General features: G+C 69.7%; 10 protein-coding genes. 1 reads left to right on the top strand and 9 read right to left on the bottom strand.

The window, feature by feature from the left end:
* Positions 1 to 136: 136 nt before the first annotated feature.
* The 7 genes from QSJ95_RS14150 to QSJ95_RS14120 form a co-directional block, all read right to left on the bottom strand.
* Positions 137 to 2,389, bottom strand: a complete 2,253-nt coding sequence (locus QSJ95_RS14150; protein WP_285643092.1) for a hybrid sensor histidine kinase/response regulator — start codon at positions 2,387 to 2,389, stop codon at positions 137 to 139.
* Positions 2,386 to 3,054, bottom strand: coding sequence for a chemotaxis protein CheW (locus tag QSJ95_RS14145; protein WP_285643091.1), 669 nt, complete (start codon positions 3,052 to 3,054; stop codon positions 2,386 to 2,388). Before QSJ95_RS14145 ends, QSJ95_RS14150 begins: the two co-directional genes overlap by 4 nt.
* Positions 3,047 to 4,288, bottom strand: a complete 1,242-nt coding sequence (locus tag QSJ95_RS14140; protein ID WP_285643090.1) for a CheR family methyltransferase — start codon at positions 4,286 to 4,288, stop codon at positions 3,047 to 3,049. Before QSJ95_RS14140 ends, QSJ95_RS14145 begins: the two co-directional genes overlap by 8 nt.
* A complete protein-coding gene (locus QSJ95_RS14135) occupies positions 4,285 to 4,785 on the bottom strand; it encodes a chemotaxis protein CheW (RefSeq protein WP_009616521.1) in 501 nt (166 codons plus the stop codon). Before QSJ95_RS14135 ends, QSJ95_RS14140 begins: the two co-directional genes overlap by 4 nt.
* Positions 4,760 to 6,379, bottom strand: coding sequence for a methyl-accepting chemotaxis protein (locus tag QSJ95_RS14130; protein ID WP_058487270.1), 1,620 nt, complete (start codon positions 6,377 to 6,379; stop codon positions 4,760 to 4,762). The genes QSJ95_RS14135 and QSJ95_RS14130 overlap by 26 nt, the downstream gene beginning before the upstream one ends.
* Positions 6,380 to 6,551: 172 nt before the next feature.
* Positions 6,552 to 7,295 (bottom strand): YkgJ family cysteine cluster protein, encoded by a 744-nt coding sequence (locus QSJ95_RS14125; protein ID WP_009616519.1) that lies wholly within the window; start codon positions 7,293 to 7,295, stop codon positions 6,552 to 6,554.
* A 102-nt stretch (positions 7,296 to 7,397) separates the two neighbouring features.
* On the bottom strand, positions 7,398 to 8,339 hold the full coding sequence (locus QSJ95_RS14120) for a class I SAM-dependent methyltransferase (protein ID WP_285643089.1): 942 nt from the start codon (positions 8,337 to 8,339) through the stop codon (positions 7,398 to 7,400).
* A 722-nt stretch (positions 8,340 to 9,061) separates the two neighbouring features.
* Here QSJ95_RS14120 and QSJ95_RS14115 point away from each other — a divergent pair.
* Positions 9,062 to 11,425, top strand: a complete 2,364-nt coding sequence (locus QSJ95_RS14115; RefSeq protein WP_285643088.1) for a DNA polymerase II — start codon at positions 9,062 to 9,064, stop codon at positions 11,423 to 11,425.
* A gap of 411 nt (positions 11,426 to 11,836) precedes the next feature.
* Here the strand turns inward: QSJ95_RS14115 and QSJ95_RS14110 are convergent, their stop codons facing one another.
* Complete coding sequence (locus tag QSJ95_RS14110; protein WP_043314602.1) at positions 11,837 to 13,459, bottom strand: MFS transporter; 1,623 nt, start codon at positions 13,457 to 13,459, stop codon at positions 11,837 to 11,839.
* A gap of 120 nt (positions 13,460 to 13,579) precedes the next feature.
* Positions 13,580 to 15,238, bottom strand: a complete 1,659-nt coding sequence (locus tag QSJ95_RS14105) for a GMC family oxidoreductase (RefSeq protein WP_285643087.1) — start codon at positions 15,236 to 15,238, stop codon at positions 13,580 to 13,582.
* Positions 15,239 to 15,299 lie beyond the last annotated feature (61 nt).

Here is a 15,299-nt window from a genome sequence, read left to right as displayed (position 1 = left end):
ACCCGAAGGGACGGGCCGCATTTTGCGCAGCGCCGCGTTACTCGTCGTTCATTTGGAATAACCAAACCTCTCTCCTCGCGCCTTGCTCTGCGCAAAATGCGGCTCCGTCGCGGCCGCGCCGAAACGGGAGCCGACCCTACGCACCTCCAATTAGATCGACCACCGCATCCAGCAGAGCCTCGTCGTGGAAACTGGCCTTGGCCAGGTAGTAGTCGGCGCCGGCATCGAGCCCGCGGCGGCGGTCCTCCTCGCGGTCCTTGTAGGACACGACCATGACCGGCAGGGCTTGCAGGCGGGCGTCGCGGCGGATCAGCCCGACCAGTTCTATACCGTCCATGCGCGGCATGTCGATATCCGTGATGACCAGGTCGAAGCGCTCCGAACGCAGGGCGTTCCAACCGTCCATGCCATCCACCGCCACCGCCACGTCGTAGCCGCGGCCGGCCAGCAGCTTGCGCTCCAGTTCGCGCACGGTGAGCGAGTCGTCCACCACCAGCACGCGCTTGCGCAGCGCCGCGCCCTGGCGGTTGCCGGCGTCGATGCGTTCCAGGCGGCCGCTGGCCAGCAGCTTGTCCACCGAACGCAGCATGTCCTCGACGTCGAGGATCAGCACCGGCGTGCCGTCGTCCAGCACGGCGCCGGCGGACACGTCCTGGACCTTGCCCAGGCGCGCGTCCAGCGGCATCACCACCAGGGTGCGCTCGCCGATGAAGCGCTCCACCGCCACGCCGTACAGGTTGTCGCGCTCGCGGATCAGCACCAGCGGGATGTCGCCCTCCGGCGCGTGGCCTTCCGGGCGCTGCAGCAACTGGTGCGCGGCCACCAGGCCGACATGCCGGCCCTCGTGCCAGAACTGCTGGCGGCCCTCGATCTGCACGATCTCCTCCGGCGCCAGGCTGCGCATGCGCTCGATGTGCGCCAGGGGGAAGGCGTAGGCCTCGCCGCCGATTTCCACCACCAGGCTGCGCACCACCGAGAGGGTCAGCGGCACCTCGATGTGGAAGTGGCTGCCCTGCCCCGCCACCTGCTCCATGCGGATGCCGCCGCGCAGCTGGCGCACCATGTGCTGCACGGCGTCCAGGCCGACGCCGCGGCCGGAAACCTCGGTGACCTGCTCGCGCAGGCTGAAGCCGGGCAGGAAGAGGAAGGCCAGCAGCTCTTCCTCGGACAGCCGCGCGACCGTCTCCCCGGTGGACAGGCCACGGCGCACTATGCCTTCGCGCAGGCGCTGCAGGTCGACACCGGCACCGTCGTCGCGCAGGTCCAGCACCAGCATGCCGGCGTGGTGCCGCGCCAGCAGGCGGATCAGCCCCTGCTCCGGCTTGCCGGCCCGGCGCCGTGCGTCCGGCGTCTCGATGCCGTGGTCGACGGCGTTGCGCAGCAGGTGCGTCAGCGGCGCCTCGAGTTTTTCCAGGACCTCGCGGTCGACCTGGGTGGACACCCCGTCCACCTCCAGGCGCACCGACTTGCCCAGCTCGCGGCCGAGGTCGCGGACCATGCGCGCCTGGCCGCCGAGCACGTCGGCGAAGGGCCGCATGCGGCAGGCCAGGGCGCTGTCGTAGAGGGTCTGGGCGCGCTGCGAGGTGGTCCAGGCGAACTCGTCCAGCTCGGCCATCTGCTCGCCCAGCAGTTGCTGGCACTCTCCGACCAGACGCCGGGCATCGGCGAGGAAGGCCTGGGCCTGCGGGTCGAGGCTGGCGCCGGCGGCGTCGCGGGCGCCGTCGAGCAGGCGGCTGGCGGTGGCCTGCAGGCGCTTGAGGCGCTGCATGGAGGCCAGTTGCGGTTGCAGGCGCTGGGAATCGACCAGGGCCTTGCTGGAAAGGTCGAGCAACTGGTTCAGGCGCTCGGCGGTGACGCGCAGTACCCGGCCGGTGGCCTCCTCGCCCTTTTTCTCGAGCGTGACGGGCGCCGGCTCGACGGTTTCGGCCGGCGGCTCTGGCAGCGCAGCCGGCGGCGCTTCGGCGGCGACAGGTGCGGCGGGCTGCGCAGGCTCCGCGCCCAGCAGTGTCTCCAGGCGCTGCACCAGGCCGGGCACCGCCGCGCGCGCCTCGGCGGCACGCTCGGCCTGGACGTCGGCGATATGCAGCAGGATATCGGTGCCGGCCAGCAGCGCGTCTATGTGCTCCGCGCCCAGCAGCAGGCGGCCGTCCTGGGCGGCCACCAGGCATTCCTCCATGACGTGGGCGACCTGCACGCCCTCGTCCAGGCCGACGATGCGCGCGGCGCCCTTGAGCGAATGCGCGGCGCGCATGCAGGCCTCCAGCTGCGCGGCCTGGCGCGGTTCGCGCTCCAGCGCCAGCAGGCCCTGGCCGAGCGCCTGCGCCTGGGCCTCGGCCTCCAGGCGGAAGAGCTCCAGCAGCGAGGCGTCCTTCATCTGCTCGGGGGTCATGCCAGGCTCCGGGCGGCGGCGGCAAGCAAGGCCTGGTGGTCGAGCAGGCGCACGCTGCGCTCGCGCCACTTCAGCACGTCGTGGGTGAAACGGCTGCCGGCCGCCGCGGCGACGCGCACCTGGCCCGGCGCCAGCGGGTGGATGCCGTCCACCTCGTCCACCGGCGCCAGGACCGGCCCGCTGTCGGTGGCCAGCACCAGCATGCGCGGCAGGCGGCGGCCCTCGTCCTCACGCGGGGCGGAAGGCGGCAGGCCGAGCAGCTCGGCCAGCGACAGGCAGGCGACCAGCGCGCCGTGCACGTTGGACACGCCCAGCACGACCGGCGAGCGCTGGTGCGGCAGCGAATGCACCGGGCAGTTCGGCGCCACCTCCGCCAGCGCCAGGGTGCGCAGGGCCAGCCATTCCTCGCCGAGGCGGAACAGCAGGTAGGCATCGCCTGGCGGCGCCTCGTCCTCGACGCTGGCGGCCTGCTCGCCTTCGGCGCCCAGGGCGTAGCGGTCCAGTAGGCGCACGGCGGCGGCGGCGTGGACCGGGCAGTTGCGGCAGTGGATGTGTTCGGCCAGCCGCGGGCAGGACTTGTCGCCGCGGATGCCGATGCGGTTCCAGCAGTCGTCCACCGCCTGTTCGGCGGCCTCCGGGTGCAGGTGGTAGCGCTGCTCAGGCATCGCGCTTCACTCCTCGCGCGGCGCGCTCCTGCAGGCGTCGCGCGCCTTCCCGATCGCCGCGGGCGGCCAGCAGGGCGGCCAGGTGCAGCAGGCTTTCCTGGTGGTCGGGCTGCAGGTACAGCGCCTTGCGGTAGTAGCCCTGGGCCTGTTCGCTGCGGCCCTCGGCATCGGCCAGCAGGCCGAGCCAGTAATAGGCCTGGGCCGCCGGGCCGTGCTGGGCCAGGTGGGCCTCGCAGGCGGCGCGGGCCTGGGCCGTCTGGCCCAGGTTGGCCAGCCGGGCGATTTCCGCCAGGCCCTGTTCGGCACCGCTCGGCGGCGCTACCGCCGGCCTGGCGGGCAGCGGCGAAGGCGCGCGGCGTGGTGCCGGGCGCGGCGCCACTGTCGGCGGCGGCGTGGTTTGCATGGTGGGGCGCGGCCTGGCCGCCGGCGCCTCGGGCTGCGCCGCCACGCGCAGGAAGGCGAAGGACTGCGGCACGCCCAGCGCGCGCAGCCCCGGGCGCGACGTCAGGCTGGCCTCGGCCGGGCCGATGAACAGCGCGCCGTCCTCGCGCACCAGGCGCAGCAGCACCTGCACGGCGCGTTCCTGGGTGTCGCGGTCGAAATAGATCAGCAGGTTGCGGCAGAACAGGAAGTCGTAGGGCGCCTCCTCGGCCAGCAGGCCGGGCGCCAGCAGGTTGCCGCGGCGCAGGCGCACGCGGCGGCGCACCCGCTCGTCGAGGCGGTAGTCGGGGCCCTCGGCGTGGAAGTAGCGGTCGCGGAAGCCCAGTTCGCTGCCGCGGAACGAGTTGCGCCCGTACACGCCATGGGCCGCGCGCTCCAGCGAGGCCGGGCTGACGTCCAGGGCGTCGATCTGGAAGGCCGCTTCCGGCAGGCCCGCGTCGAGCAGGGCCATGGCGATGGAGTACGGCTCCTCGCCGGTGGAACAGGGCAGGCTGAGCAGGCGCAGGGGCCGCGCGCCGGCCAGTTCCAGTTGCCGGCGCAGGGCCAGGCGGCCGAGGGCGGCGAAGGATTCGGGGTAGCGGAAGAACCAGGTCTCCGGGACTATCACCGCCTCGATCAGCGCCTGCTGCTCCTCGGCGGAGCCCTGCAGGCGCAGCCAGTAGGCCTCCAGGTCACCGCCGCTGCTACGGTTGGCGCACTGGCGCACGGCGCGGGCGATGACCGCCTCGCCCACCGACTCCGCGTCCAGGCCGATGCGCGCCTTGAGCAACTGGCTGAAACGCTCGTCGCTCATGGCCGCTCACCCTGGGCCAGGAGCAGTTCGCGCACGTGCTCAGGCAGCAGTTCGTCCACCTGCACGCGCTGCAGCAGGCCCTCGGCGTCTTCCAGCACCGGCCCCAGGTAGCGCGCCTCGCCCGGCTCCAGGCCGTAGTCGCGGAAGGCCGCCGGGTCGCGGCGCAAGGTCTGGCTGGCCTGTTCCAGGATCAGCCCCAGGCGCCGCTGCGGGCCGCTACCGGCGAAGCGGTAGTCCACCAGCACCAGGCGCGTACTGGTGTGCCGCGGCGCCGGGCGGCCGCAGGCGATCTGGCTGAGGTCGAGCACCGGCAGCAGCTCGCCGCGGTGGACGAACAGCCCGGCCACCCAGGCCGGCGCCTCGGGCACCTGCTTGAAGCGCCGCAGCGGCAGGACCTCGACGATCTCGTGCACGTCCAGCGCGTAGCGGTCGGCGCCCAGGCGGAACTGCAGGTACAGCCGCCCGCCGGCCTCAGACCTTGAAGCGCGAGACGCCATTGCGCAGTCCATTGGCCACCAGGTTCAGCTCGTCGATGGCGAAACCGGCCTGGCGCAGCGACTCCACGGTCTGCCCGGTGGCCTCGCCCAGCTGCACCAGGGCCTGGTTGATCTGCTCGGCGCCAGTGGCCTGCGCCTGCATGCCTTCGTTGACCATCTGCACCCGCGGCGCCAGGGCCTGCACCTGGTGGATGATCTGCGACAACTGCTCGCCGACCTGGCCGACCTCGGCGATGCCGCGGCGCACTTCCTCGGAGAACTTGTCCATGCCCATCACCCCGGCGGACACCGCCGACTGGATCTCGCGGACCATCTGCTCGATGTCGTAGGTGGCCACGGCGGTCTGGTCGGCCAGGCGGCGCACCTCGGTGGCCACCACGGCGAAGCCGCGGCCGTACTCGCCGGCCTTCTCCGCCTCGATGGCGGCGTTGAGCGAGAGCAGGTTGGTCTGGTCGGCGACCTTGACGATGGTGGTGACCACCTGGTTGATGTTGCCGGCGCGCTCGTTGAGGATCGCAAGCTTGGCGTTGACCAGCTCGGCGGCGCCCATCACCTGGTGCATGGTCTCTTCCATGCGGGCCAGGCCCAGTTGGCCGGAGCCGGCCAGGGTGGAAGTCTGTTCGGCGGCGCTGGAGACCTCGGTCATGGTGCGCACCAGGTCGCGCGAGGTGGCGGCGATCTCCCGCGAGGTGGCGCCGATCTCGGTGGTGGTGGCGGCGGTCTCGGTGGCGGTGGCCTGCTGCTGCTTGGAAGTGGCGGCGATCTCGGTGACCGAGGTGGTGACCTGGATGGCCGAGCGCTGCGCCTGCGCCACCAGGGCCTTGAGCTCCTCGGCCATGCCGTTGAAGCCGCTCTCGATCACCCCGAACTCGTCGTTGCGCTCCAGCGCCAGGCGCGCGGTGAGGTCGCCGCCGCTCATGGTCTCGAGGGTCTTCACCACCTTCTCCACCGGGCCGGTGATGGCGCGCATCAGCAGCAGGCCGAGGACGCCGGCGGCGACGATGGCCAGCAGCAGCGAGACCAGCATGGCGGCCTCGGCCAGCTCCACCTGGTGGACGATGGCGATGACCGCCGCATCGGCGATCTGCCGGTTCAGCGCGATCAGCTCGTTGAGCGTCTGCCGGCCCTTCTCCCAGGCCGGCAGCAGGTCGTGCAGCAGCGACTGGCGGGCGGCCTGGTGGTCCTTGTCGTAGAGGTCGAGCAGTTGCTCCAGTTGCGCCTGGAAGTCCAGCGCCTGCTGCTTGTAGCGGGCCAGCAGCTCGCGGTCGGCCGACGCGTGCACGGTGGCCTCGTAGGTGGCGATGCGCTGCAGCAGGGTCTCGTGCAGTTCGCGGAAGCCCTGGCGGCCGGCGGCGTCCAGCGGCTTGCCGTCGCCCAGGCCGACCAGGGCCTGGGTGCGCAGCATGGTGTCGGTCCAGGTGGTACGCACCGTGGTCAGCGCATAGGTGCCCGGCATGGCGTCGGTACTGACGCTGCGCGAGTCGCGCTCGACGGCGAGCAGGGCGATGTAGGAAACCACCACCATCAGCGACATGATCGCGATCACGACCGCGAAGCTGGCCAGGATACGTCGGCGGAGCGTCCAATTCTTCACAGTATTCCCCTGGTGATGATCGGCTGTCTGACAGGTAAAACCTGCAGACGAAGGCAGATTGGCGTCAGCCTTCTTTTCAGTTCTAGCGGAAAATGCCGCATATATTATCCGCACCGGCGAATTTTCGGCGTCATTATTCCGAAGGACTACTACCCGGCCATCCCCTCCCCCATCAGGCCGCGCGCAGGGGAATGAAGGCGCAGTCGTCGCTCAGCAGGGCGGCGATCATCGCCCCGGTTTCCTCCAGTTGGCGGGCCAGGTCATCGCTGGAGACATGCAACTGCCAGTCCGCCGCGGAGCTGGCCGGCGTCTGCGCGCGCACCGCGTCCAGGGCCGCCAGGAAGGCCTTGCGCTGCGGCAGGTAGGCGGTGAAGCCGTCACCCTTGAGCGCCGAGACGCTGATGCCCAGGCGCTCGCAGATGGCCGCCTTGGCTGCGATCTCCTCGCGGTCGGCCTGGCGCGAGCGCTCGACCAGCGCCGCCAGTTCGGTGTCCACCAGGCGTCCGCCGACGATCAGCTCCGGGCCCTCGTCCCAGACCTGCGGCGGGCAGTCCTTGGCCTCCGCGCGCAGCGGGATGTGCGGGTTGATCTCCATGGGGTAGATGCGGCACACCAGCGGCCGCCGCTCGTAGATGCCACAGCGCATGTCGCTGCCCAGGTGGCGGCAGGCGCCCTGGTTGAAGGCGGCGAAGGTGATCGCCAGGTGCGCCTGGGTGCTGCCACAGCGGACCGGCAGCGAGCGGCGCAGCACGTGCTCGCGCTGCCCCTCCGGCAGCCCGGCGCCGTCGTCCAGCACCGCTTCCAGCAGGACGATCAGGCTGCCGCCGTCGGCCACCCAGTCGCGGGATTCGTCGAGGGTCAGGGGTACGTGGTGGTCATGGCAGCACTTGCCGCAACCGTTGCAGGAAAAGCGCATGGGATTCGCTCCGTGGCCAGGGGATGACGGAAAACCGGCGTTTTCCGTGCCATGGCCGATGCGGAGCAGATTGTGTGCCAGGTGTTACATCCAGGTGCGGGCTTAGCCCGAACGGGCGAACACCAGCGCCTTGAGCGCCGCATCCTCATCGATGTCGGCGAACTCCGGCGGGTTGTCCAGGCGCTCGACGAAGGCCAGCTCCGGCGCCTCGGCCGCCATGCCCTGGATGAGGAAGGCCGGGCTCACGGACGGATCGTTGACGCAGGCCAGCACCCGGCCGCCGGGCGCCAGCAGCTCGGGCAGGCGGCGCAGGATGCGCGGGTAGTCCTTGCCGAGGGCGAAGCTGCCCTTCTGGAACGACGGCGGGTCGATGATCACCAGGTCGTAGGGCCCGGACTTCTTCACCTTGCCCCAGGACTTGAACAGCTCGTGGCCGAGGAATTCCACCCGCGACAGGTCGTGGCCGTTCAGCCGGTGGTTGTCGCGCCCGCGGCTGAGCGCGGCGCGCGCCATGTCCAGATTGACCACGTGCTCGGCGCCGCCGGCGATGGCCGCCACCGAGAAGCCGCAGGTATAGGCGAACAGGTTGAGTACCCGCTGCCCGGCGGCCCGGGCCTGCACCCACTGGCGGCCCAGGCGCATGTCGAGGAACAGGCCGTTGTTCTGCTTGCGCCCCAGGTCCAGCAGGTAGCGCAGGCTGTTCTCGCTGACCACGCGCTCCTCCGGCACCTCGCCGAACAGGGCCTGCATGGCGCTGTCCGGGCGGTAGCGGTGCTGCAGCAGCAAAGCCTCGGCGCCGCTGGCGCGCCATTGCGGCGACTCGCACAGGCCCAGCAGCAGGCGCTCCAGCGCCGCCAGTTCATCTTCGCCCGGCTCGCGGAACAGCGACACCAGCAGCACGCCCTGCAGCCAATCCGCGGTCACATGCTCCAGCCCCGGCCAGCGCCGGCCGCGGCCGTGGAACAGGCGGCGAACCTCGGCGGGCGGCGCCTCCAGGGCGGCCAGCAGCTGTTGCAGGAGTACATCGAGGGCTTGTGCGTTCATGGCGTCGGGGCTGGGAAAAGGGGCGGCCATTCTGGACAGGATCGGCGCAAAAGAGAACCGCCGGAGGTGCACTGGCGATAGTGTTTCCCTTGTAGCTGTATCTCACAGAAACGCCCGGCAATCGCGGACGGAGTCTCCTACGCAGCGCTAACCGTCGCGCCCCATGTAGGAGCGCGCCCTGCGCGCGATTCGCCGGCAGGGCACCGTCGTAGAAGCAACCGTCTTGCAGGCTGCGCCGAGGTGCTCTTCGTAGGATGGTGTTGAGCTTGCGAAACCCATGCGGTTGCGCTGATGGGTATCGCTTCGCTCAACACCATCCTACGAAAGCAACATCGGCGTAAGGGGTATAACCGTTCGCGGTTATACGCCGCCGTCGTGCCATCGGGGCGTCCGGCGTGGCGGGTGAATCCAATCGCGGACGGAGTCCGCTCCTACGCCCGTGCTTCCCTGCCACCGTAGGAGCGGCGGTCTTACAGGCCGCACCGAAGCGCTCTTCGTAGGATGGGTTGAGCTTGCGAAACCCATGCGGTCACGGTGATGGGTATCGCTTCGCTCAACACCATCCTACGACGGTGTCTCTCCTGCACCTTGTAGCGGATTTATCCGCGATTGCGCCGGCAGGGCCGGCGCTCGTCACGCAAACGCTTTATCACCAGTAAGCGCCTACAAGCTTCCCACCCCGGTAGAATGAACGCCTGAAAGATTCTTCCCAGGGGTTACCGGTGGCAGCACAACACGGCTTCGTCCTCACCCGGCACTGGCGCGACACGCCCGCCGGCACCGAGGTGGAGTTCTGGCTGGCCACCGACGCCGGCCCGCGCCGGGTACGCCTGCCGCCGCAGACTTCGGTGGCCTTCCTCCCCGCCGCCCAGCGCGAGGCGGCGCAGCGCCTGCTGCAGGGCGAAACCGGCGTGGAGCTGCGCCCGCTGCAGCTGCGCGACTTCGAGCAACGCCCGGTGCTGGGCCTGTACTGCCGCCAGCACCGCCAGCTGATGGACCTGGACAAGCGCCTGCGCGCGGCCGGCATCGAGGTGCTGGAAGCCGACATCCGCCCGCCGGAGCGCTACCTGATGGAGCGCTTCATCACCGCCCCAGTGAGCTTCGATGGCGAGGCCGATGCCGAGGGCGTGCTGTGCGAGGCCGTGCTCAAACCGGCGCCAGACTATCGGCCACGGCTGAAGCTGGTGTCCCTGGACATCGAGACCGACATCCACGGCAACCTCTATTCCATCGCACTGGAAGGCTGCGGCCAGCGCCAGGTGTACATGCTCGGCCCGGCCAACGGCGACGCCAGCTTGCTGGACTTCGACCTGGCCTACCGCGACAGCCGCGGCGAACTGCTGGAAAGCCTCAACCAGTGGCTGGCCGAGCACGACCCCGACGCCATTATCGGCTGGAACCTGGTGCAGTTCGACCTGCGCGTGCTGCGCGAGCATGCCCAGCGCCTGAAGATCCCCCTGCGCCTGGGCCGCGACGGTGACGAGATGCACTGGCGCCAGCACGGCAGCGGCAGCAACCACTACTTCGCCGCGGCCGCCGGGCGGCTGATCATCGACGGCATCGAGGCATTGCGTTCGGCCACCTGGAACTTCCCCTCCTTCAGCCTGGAAAGCGTAGCGCAGACGCTGCTGGGCGAAGGCAAGGCGATCGACAACCCCTACGACCGCATGGCCGAGATCGACCGCAAGTTCGCCGAGGACAAGCCGGCCCTGGCCCACTACAACCTCAAGGACTGCGAGCTGGTCACGCGCATCTTCGCCAAGACCGAGCTGCTGCGCTTCCTGCTCGAACGCGCCAGCGTCACCGGCCTGCCCGCCGACCGCAGCGGCGGCTCGGTGGCGGCCTTCACCCACCTGTACCTGCCGGCCATGCACCGCCTCGGCTTCGTCGCCCCCAACCTCGGCGGCAAGCCGCCGGAGGCCAGCCCCGGCGGCTTCGTCATGGACTCGCGTCCGGGGCTGTACGAATCGGTGCTGGTGCTGGACTACAAGAGCCTGTACCCGTCGATCATCCGCAGCTTCCTGATCGACCCGGTGGGCCTGGTGGAAGGCCTGCGCCAGCCGGACGACCAACACTCGGTGGAAGGCTTCCGCGGCGCCCGTTTCTCGCGCAGCCGGCACTGCCTGCCGGCCATCGTCGAACGCGTGTGGCAGGGCCGCGAGGCGGCCAAGCGCGAGGGCAACAAGCCGCTGTCCCAGGCGCTGAAGATCATCATGAACGCCTTCTACGGCGTGCTCGGCTCCAGCGGCTGCCGCTTCTTCGACCCGCGCCTGGCGTCGTCCATCACCATGCGCGGGCACCAGATCATGCGCCGCACCCGCGAGCTGATCGAAGCGCAGGGCCACCAGGTGATCTACGGCGACACCGACTCCACCTTCGTCTGGCTCGGCGGCGCCCACGCCGAGGCGGACGCCGAGCGCATCGGCCGCGCCCTGGTGCAACGCATCAACCAATGGTGGAAGGAGCACCTGCGCGAAACCTACGGCCTGGAAAGCGCCCTGGAGCTGCAGTACGAAACCCACTACCAGCGCTTCCTGATGCCCACGGTGCGCGGCGCCGAGGAAGGCAGCAAGAAGCGCTACGCCGGCCTGGTGCGGCGCGCCGACGGCAGCGAGGAAATGGTCTTCAAGGGCCTGGAAACGGTGCGCACCGACTGGTCGCCGCTGGCCCAGCGCTTCCAGCAGGAGCTGTACGAACGCATCTTCCGCCGCCAGCCCTACCAGGACTACGTGCGCGACTACGTGCGCCGCACCCTGGCTGGCGAGCTGGACGACCTGCTGGTCTACCGCAAGCGCCTGCGCCGGCGCCTGGACGACTACGAACGCAACGTCCCGCCCCACGTGCGCGCGGCCCGCGCCGCCGACGACTACAACCAGAGCCAGGGCCGCCCGCGGCAATACCAGCACGGCGGCTGGATCAGCTATCTGATCACCACCGCTGGCCCCGAGCCCCTGGAAAACCGCCGCGCGGCCATCGACTACGAACACTACCTGACACGCCAGCTGCAACCGGTGGCCGACGCCATCCTGCCCTTCGTCGGCGATGACTTCGCACGGCTGGTCGATCGGCAGATGGTGTTGTTCTAACACGCCCACCCACGGGAGGAGTTCCGTCGTAGGATGGTGTTGAGCGAAGCGATACCCATCAGCGCAACCGCATGGGTTTCGCAAGCTCAACCCATCCTACGAAGAGCGCCCCGGCGCGGCCTGCAAGACAGTTACGCCTACGGTTCAGAGAAGCACGGGCGTAGGAGCGGACTCCGTCCGCGATTGGATTTGCCGGCCGCGCGGTGGCTCGGCCGGGTGAGCGCGCCCTGCGCGCGATTCGCGGACGGAGTCCGCTCCTACAGATTGACGCCGAACTTCCAGAGCATGCCGGACAGCCCCCTCTCCCTTCAGGGAGAGGGGCGGAGTCAACCTGAACACAGCTGCCGCCGGAAGGCACCGTTCGCGAGCAAGCTCGCTCCTACGAAGAGCCGGAAGCCGGCAGCGCCATGCTCAATCGGCATGGATGTCGTTGTGCCGCGTCTCGCGCAGGAACAGCAGCGAGCACACCAGGCTCACGCCGGTGATCAGCACCGGGTACCAGAGGCCGTAGAAGATGTTGCCGGTGTACACCACCAGGGCGAAGGAGATGGTCGGCAGCAGCCCGCCGAACCAGCCGTTGCCGATGTGGTACGGCAGCGATAGCGAGGTGTAGCGGATGCGCGTCGGGAACAGTTCGACCATCAGCGCCGCCAGCGGGCCGTAGCAGCAGGTGGCAATGAAGATCAGCGCCACGATGATGGCGATCACCATCGGCCGGTTCACCAGCGAGGCGTCGGCCTGGGTCGGGTAGCCGGCTTCCTTCACCGCGGCGCCCAGGGCGGCGGCGTCGAAGCCTTCGATGCGCTTCTCGCCCACGCTCACCACCAGCTCGCTGCCGGCCGGCGCGGCCTGGGTGCTGTAGGGCACGCCGCCTTTCACCAGCAGGGTCTTGGCCTTGTCGCAGGGGCTGTCGAATTTGGCCTTGCCCACCGGGTCGAACTGGAAGGTGCAGGTGGCCGGGTCGGCCATCACCACCACCGGGGCCTGGCGCGAGGCCTGGTCGATCTGCGGGTTGGCGTAGTGGGTCAGGGCCTTGAACAGCGGGAAGTAGAACACCGTCGCCAGCAGCAGGCCGACCACCAGCACCGGCTTGCGCCCGACCTTGTCGGACACCCAGCCGGCCAGCACGAACAGCGGCGCGCCTATCACCAGGGAGATGATCAGCAGCACGTTGGACAGCCCCGGGTCGACCTTGAGCACCTGGGTGAGGAAGAACATCACGTAGAACTGCGCGGCGTAGAAGGTCACCGCCTGGCCGGCGTTGATGCTGAACAGGGCGATCAGCACGATCTTCAGGTTGCTCCAGCGGGTGAAGGACTCCTTGAGCGGCGACTTGCTGATCTTGCCCTCGGCCTTCATCTTCAGGAACGCTGGCGACTCCTGCATGGACAGGCGGATCCAGGTGGAAATGCCCAGCAGCACGATGGAAATCAGGAACGGCAGGCGCCAGCCCCAGGTCTCGAAGGCTTCGCCTGTGGCCTGGCGGCAGCCCCAGATCACCAGCAGCGACAGCAGCAGGCCGGCGGTGGCGGTGCACTGGATCCAACTGGTGTAGGCGCCGCGCTTGTTGGCCGGGGCGTGCTCGGCGACGTAGATGGCCGCGCCGCCGTATTCGCCGCCCAGGGCCAGGCCCTGCAGCAGGCGCAAGGCGATGAGGATGATCGGCGCGGCCACGCCGATGCTGGCGTAGGACGGAAGCAGGCCGACGCAGAAGGTCGACAGGCCCATCAGCAGGATGGTGGCGAGGAAGGTGTACTTGCGCCCGATCATGTCGCCCAGGCGGCCGAACACCAGGGCGCCGAAGGGCCGCACCAGGAAGCCGGCGGCGAAGGCCAGCAGGGCAAAGATGAAGGCGGTGGTGTCGTTGACGCCGGCGAAGAACTGCTTGCTGATGACCGCTGCCAGCGATCCGTAGAGGAAGAAGTCGTACCACTCGAACACGGTGCCGAGCGAGGAAGCGAAGATCACCTTGCGCTCTTCGCGGCTGCTGGAGCGCCCCCGTTCGAACGACTGGGGCTGTGCTAGATCGGTCATTACGGCTCTCCTGCCCCTCGTGGGGGCTCTTATTGTTGTTTCAGCCTCGACCGCCACGGCCCGTGGGGCCGCGCGACGCTGTCTGGTGTCGAACCTCGTGTCGTCCCGCCGGGGTGGCCGTCAGGACAGGGCCTTCTCCTCCCGGCCGCTGATAGGGATGACCTCCGCCTGCCGCGAGGGTTCGGCCAGGATCATCCGCGCCGCCTTCTCGGCGATCACCAGCACCGGCGAGCAGCTGTTGCCGGAAGTGAGCGTGGGCATGATCGAGGCGTCGGCGATGCGCAGGCCGGGGATGCCGTGCACGCGCAGCTGGCTATCGACCACGGCATTCGGCCCGCTGCCCATGCGGCAGGTGCCGGCGGGGTGGAAGATGGTGGTGCCGATGTCAGCCGCTGCGCGGTGCAGGTCTTCCTCGCTGCGGAAGTCCGGGCCGGGCTTGTATTCCTCCGGGTGGAAACGCGCCAGGGCCGGCGCGGCGGCGATGCGGCGGGTCAGGCGGATGGCGTCGGCGGCCACCTTGAGGTCTTCCGGGTGGCTCAGGTAGTTGGGCTGGATCAGCGGCTTGGCGCGCGGGTCGGTACTGCGGATGCGCACGCTGCCGCGGCTTTGCGGGCGCAGGTCGCACACCGAGGCGGTGAAGGCCGGGAAGGCGTGCAGCGGCTCGCCGAAGCGCTCCAGGGACAGCGGCTGCACGTGGTATTCGAGGTTGGCCGAGGCCTGGCCGGGGTCGGACCTGGCGAAGGCGCCCAGTTGGCTTGGCGCCATGGACAGCGGGCCGCTGCGCTTGAACAGGTATTCCAGGCCCATGCCGACCTTGCCCCAGGGCGTGGCGGCGATACGGTTCAGCGTGCGGGTGCCCTGGATGCGGTAGATCAGCCGCAGCTGCAGGTGGTCCTGCAGGTTCTCGCCGACGCCGGGCAGCGCGTGGCGCACGCCGATGCCCAGTTGCTCCAGCAAGGGCCGCGGGCCGATGCCCGAGCGCTGCAGCAGGGTTGGCGAGCCGATGGCGCCGGCGCACAGGATCACCTCGCGGCGCGCCCGCAGTTCGCGGCGGGCGCCCTGCCAGTCCACCACCAGGCCTTTGGCGCGGCCGTCTTCGAGGATCAGTTGCTGCGCCTCGACATTCGTCAGCACCAGCAGGTTCGGGCGCTGCTCGACCGGGCGCAGGAAGGCCTTGGAGGCGTTCCAGCGCACGCCGCCGCGCTGGTTCACCTGGAAGTAGCCGCAGCCTTCGTTGTCGCCGCCGTTGAAGTCGTCCACCGAAGCGATGCCGGTCTGCGCCGCCGCCTCGCGGAAAGCATCGAGGATTTCCCAGGACAGCCGCTGCTGCTCCACCCGCCATTCGCCGCCGCCATGGTGGATGGCGCTGTCGCCGGCGAAGTGGTCCTCCATGCCGAGGAACAGCGGCAGCAGGTCGTTCCAGCCCCAGCCGGGGTTGCCCTCGGCGGCCCAGCCGTCGTAGTCGCGGGCCTGGCCGCGCATGTAGATCATGCCGTTGATCGACGAGCAGCCGCCGAGCACGCGGCCGCGGGGGTACTTGATGGCGCGGCCGTTGAGGCCGGGCACCGCTTCGGTGTCGAAGCACCAGTCGGTGCGCGGGTTGCCGATGCAGTAGAGGTAGCCGACGGGGATGTGGATCCAGGGGTAGTTGTCCGGGCCGCCGGCTTCGATCAGCAGCACGCGGTTGGACGGGTCGGCGGACAGGCGGTTGGCCAGCAGGCAACCGGCGGGGCCGGCCCCCACGATCAGGTAGTCGAAAGCGTCCAGTGCCTGGGGCATGGGCTGACCTCCAGTTGTTCTTATAGTTAGTCGTTCTTATCGATGCGTCGCTTGAGGCTAG

This window comes from Pseudomonas sp. NBRC 100443 (assembly GCF_030268185.1).
GTDB classification, from domain to species: Bacteria; Pseudomonadota; Gammaproteobacteria; order Pseudomonadales; family Pseudomonadaceae; genus Pseudomonas; species Pseudomonas citronellolis.
This window is presented reverse-complemented; position numbering and strand designations above follow the sequence as displayed.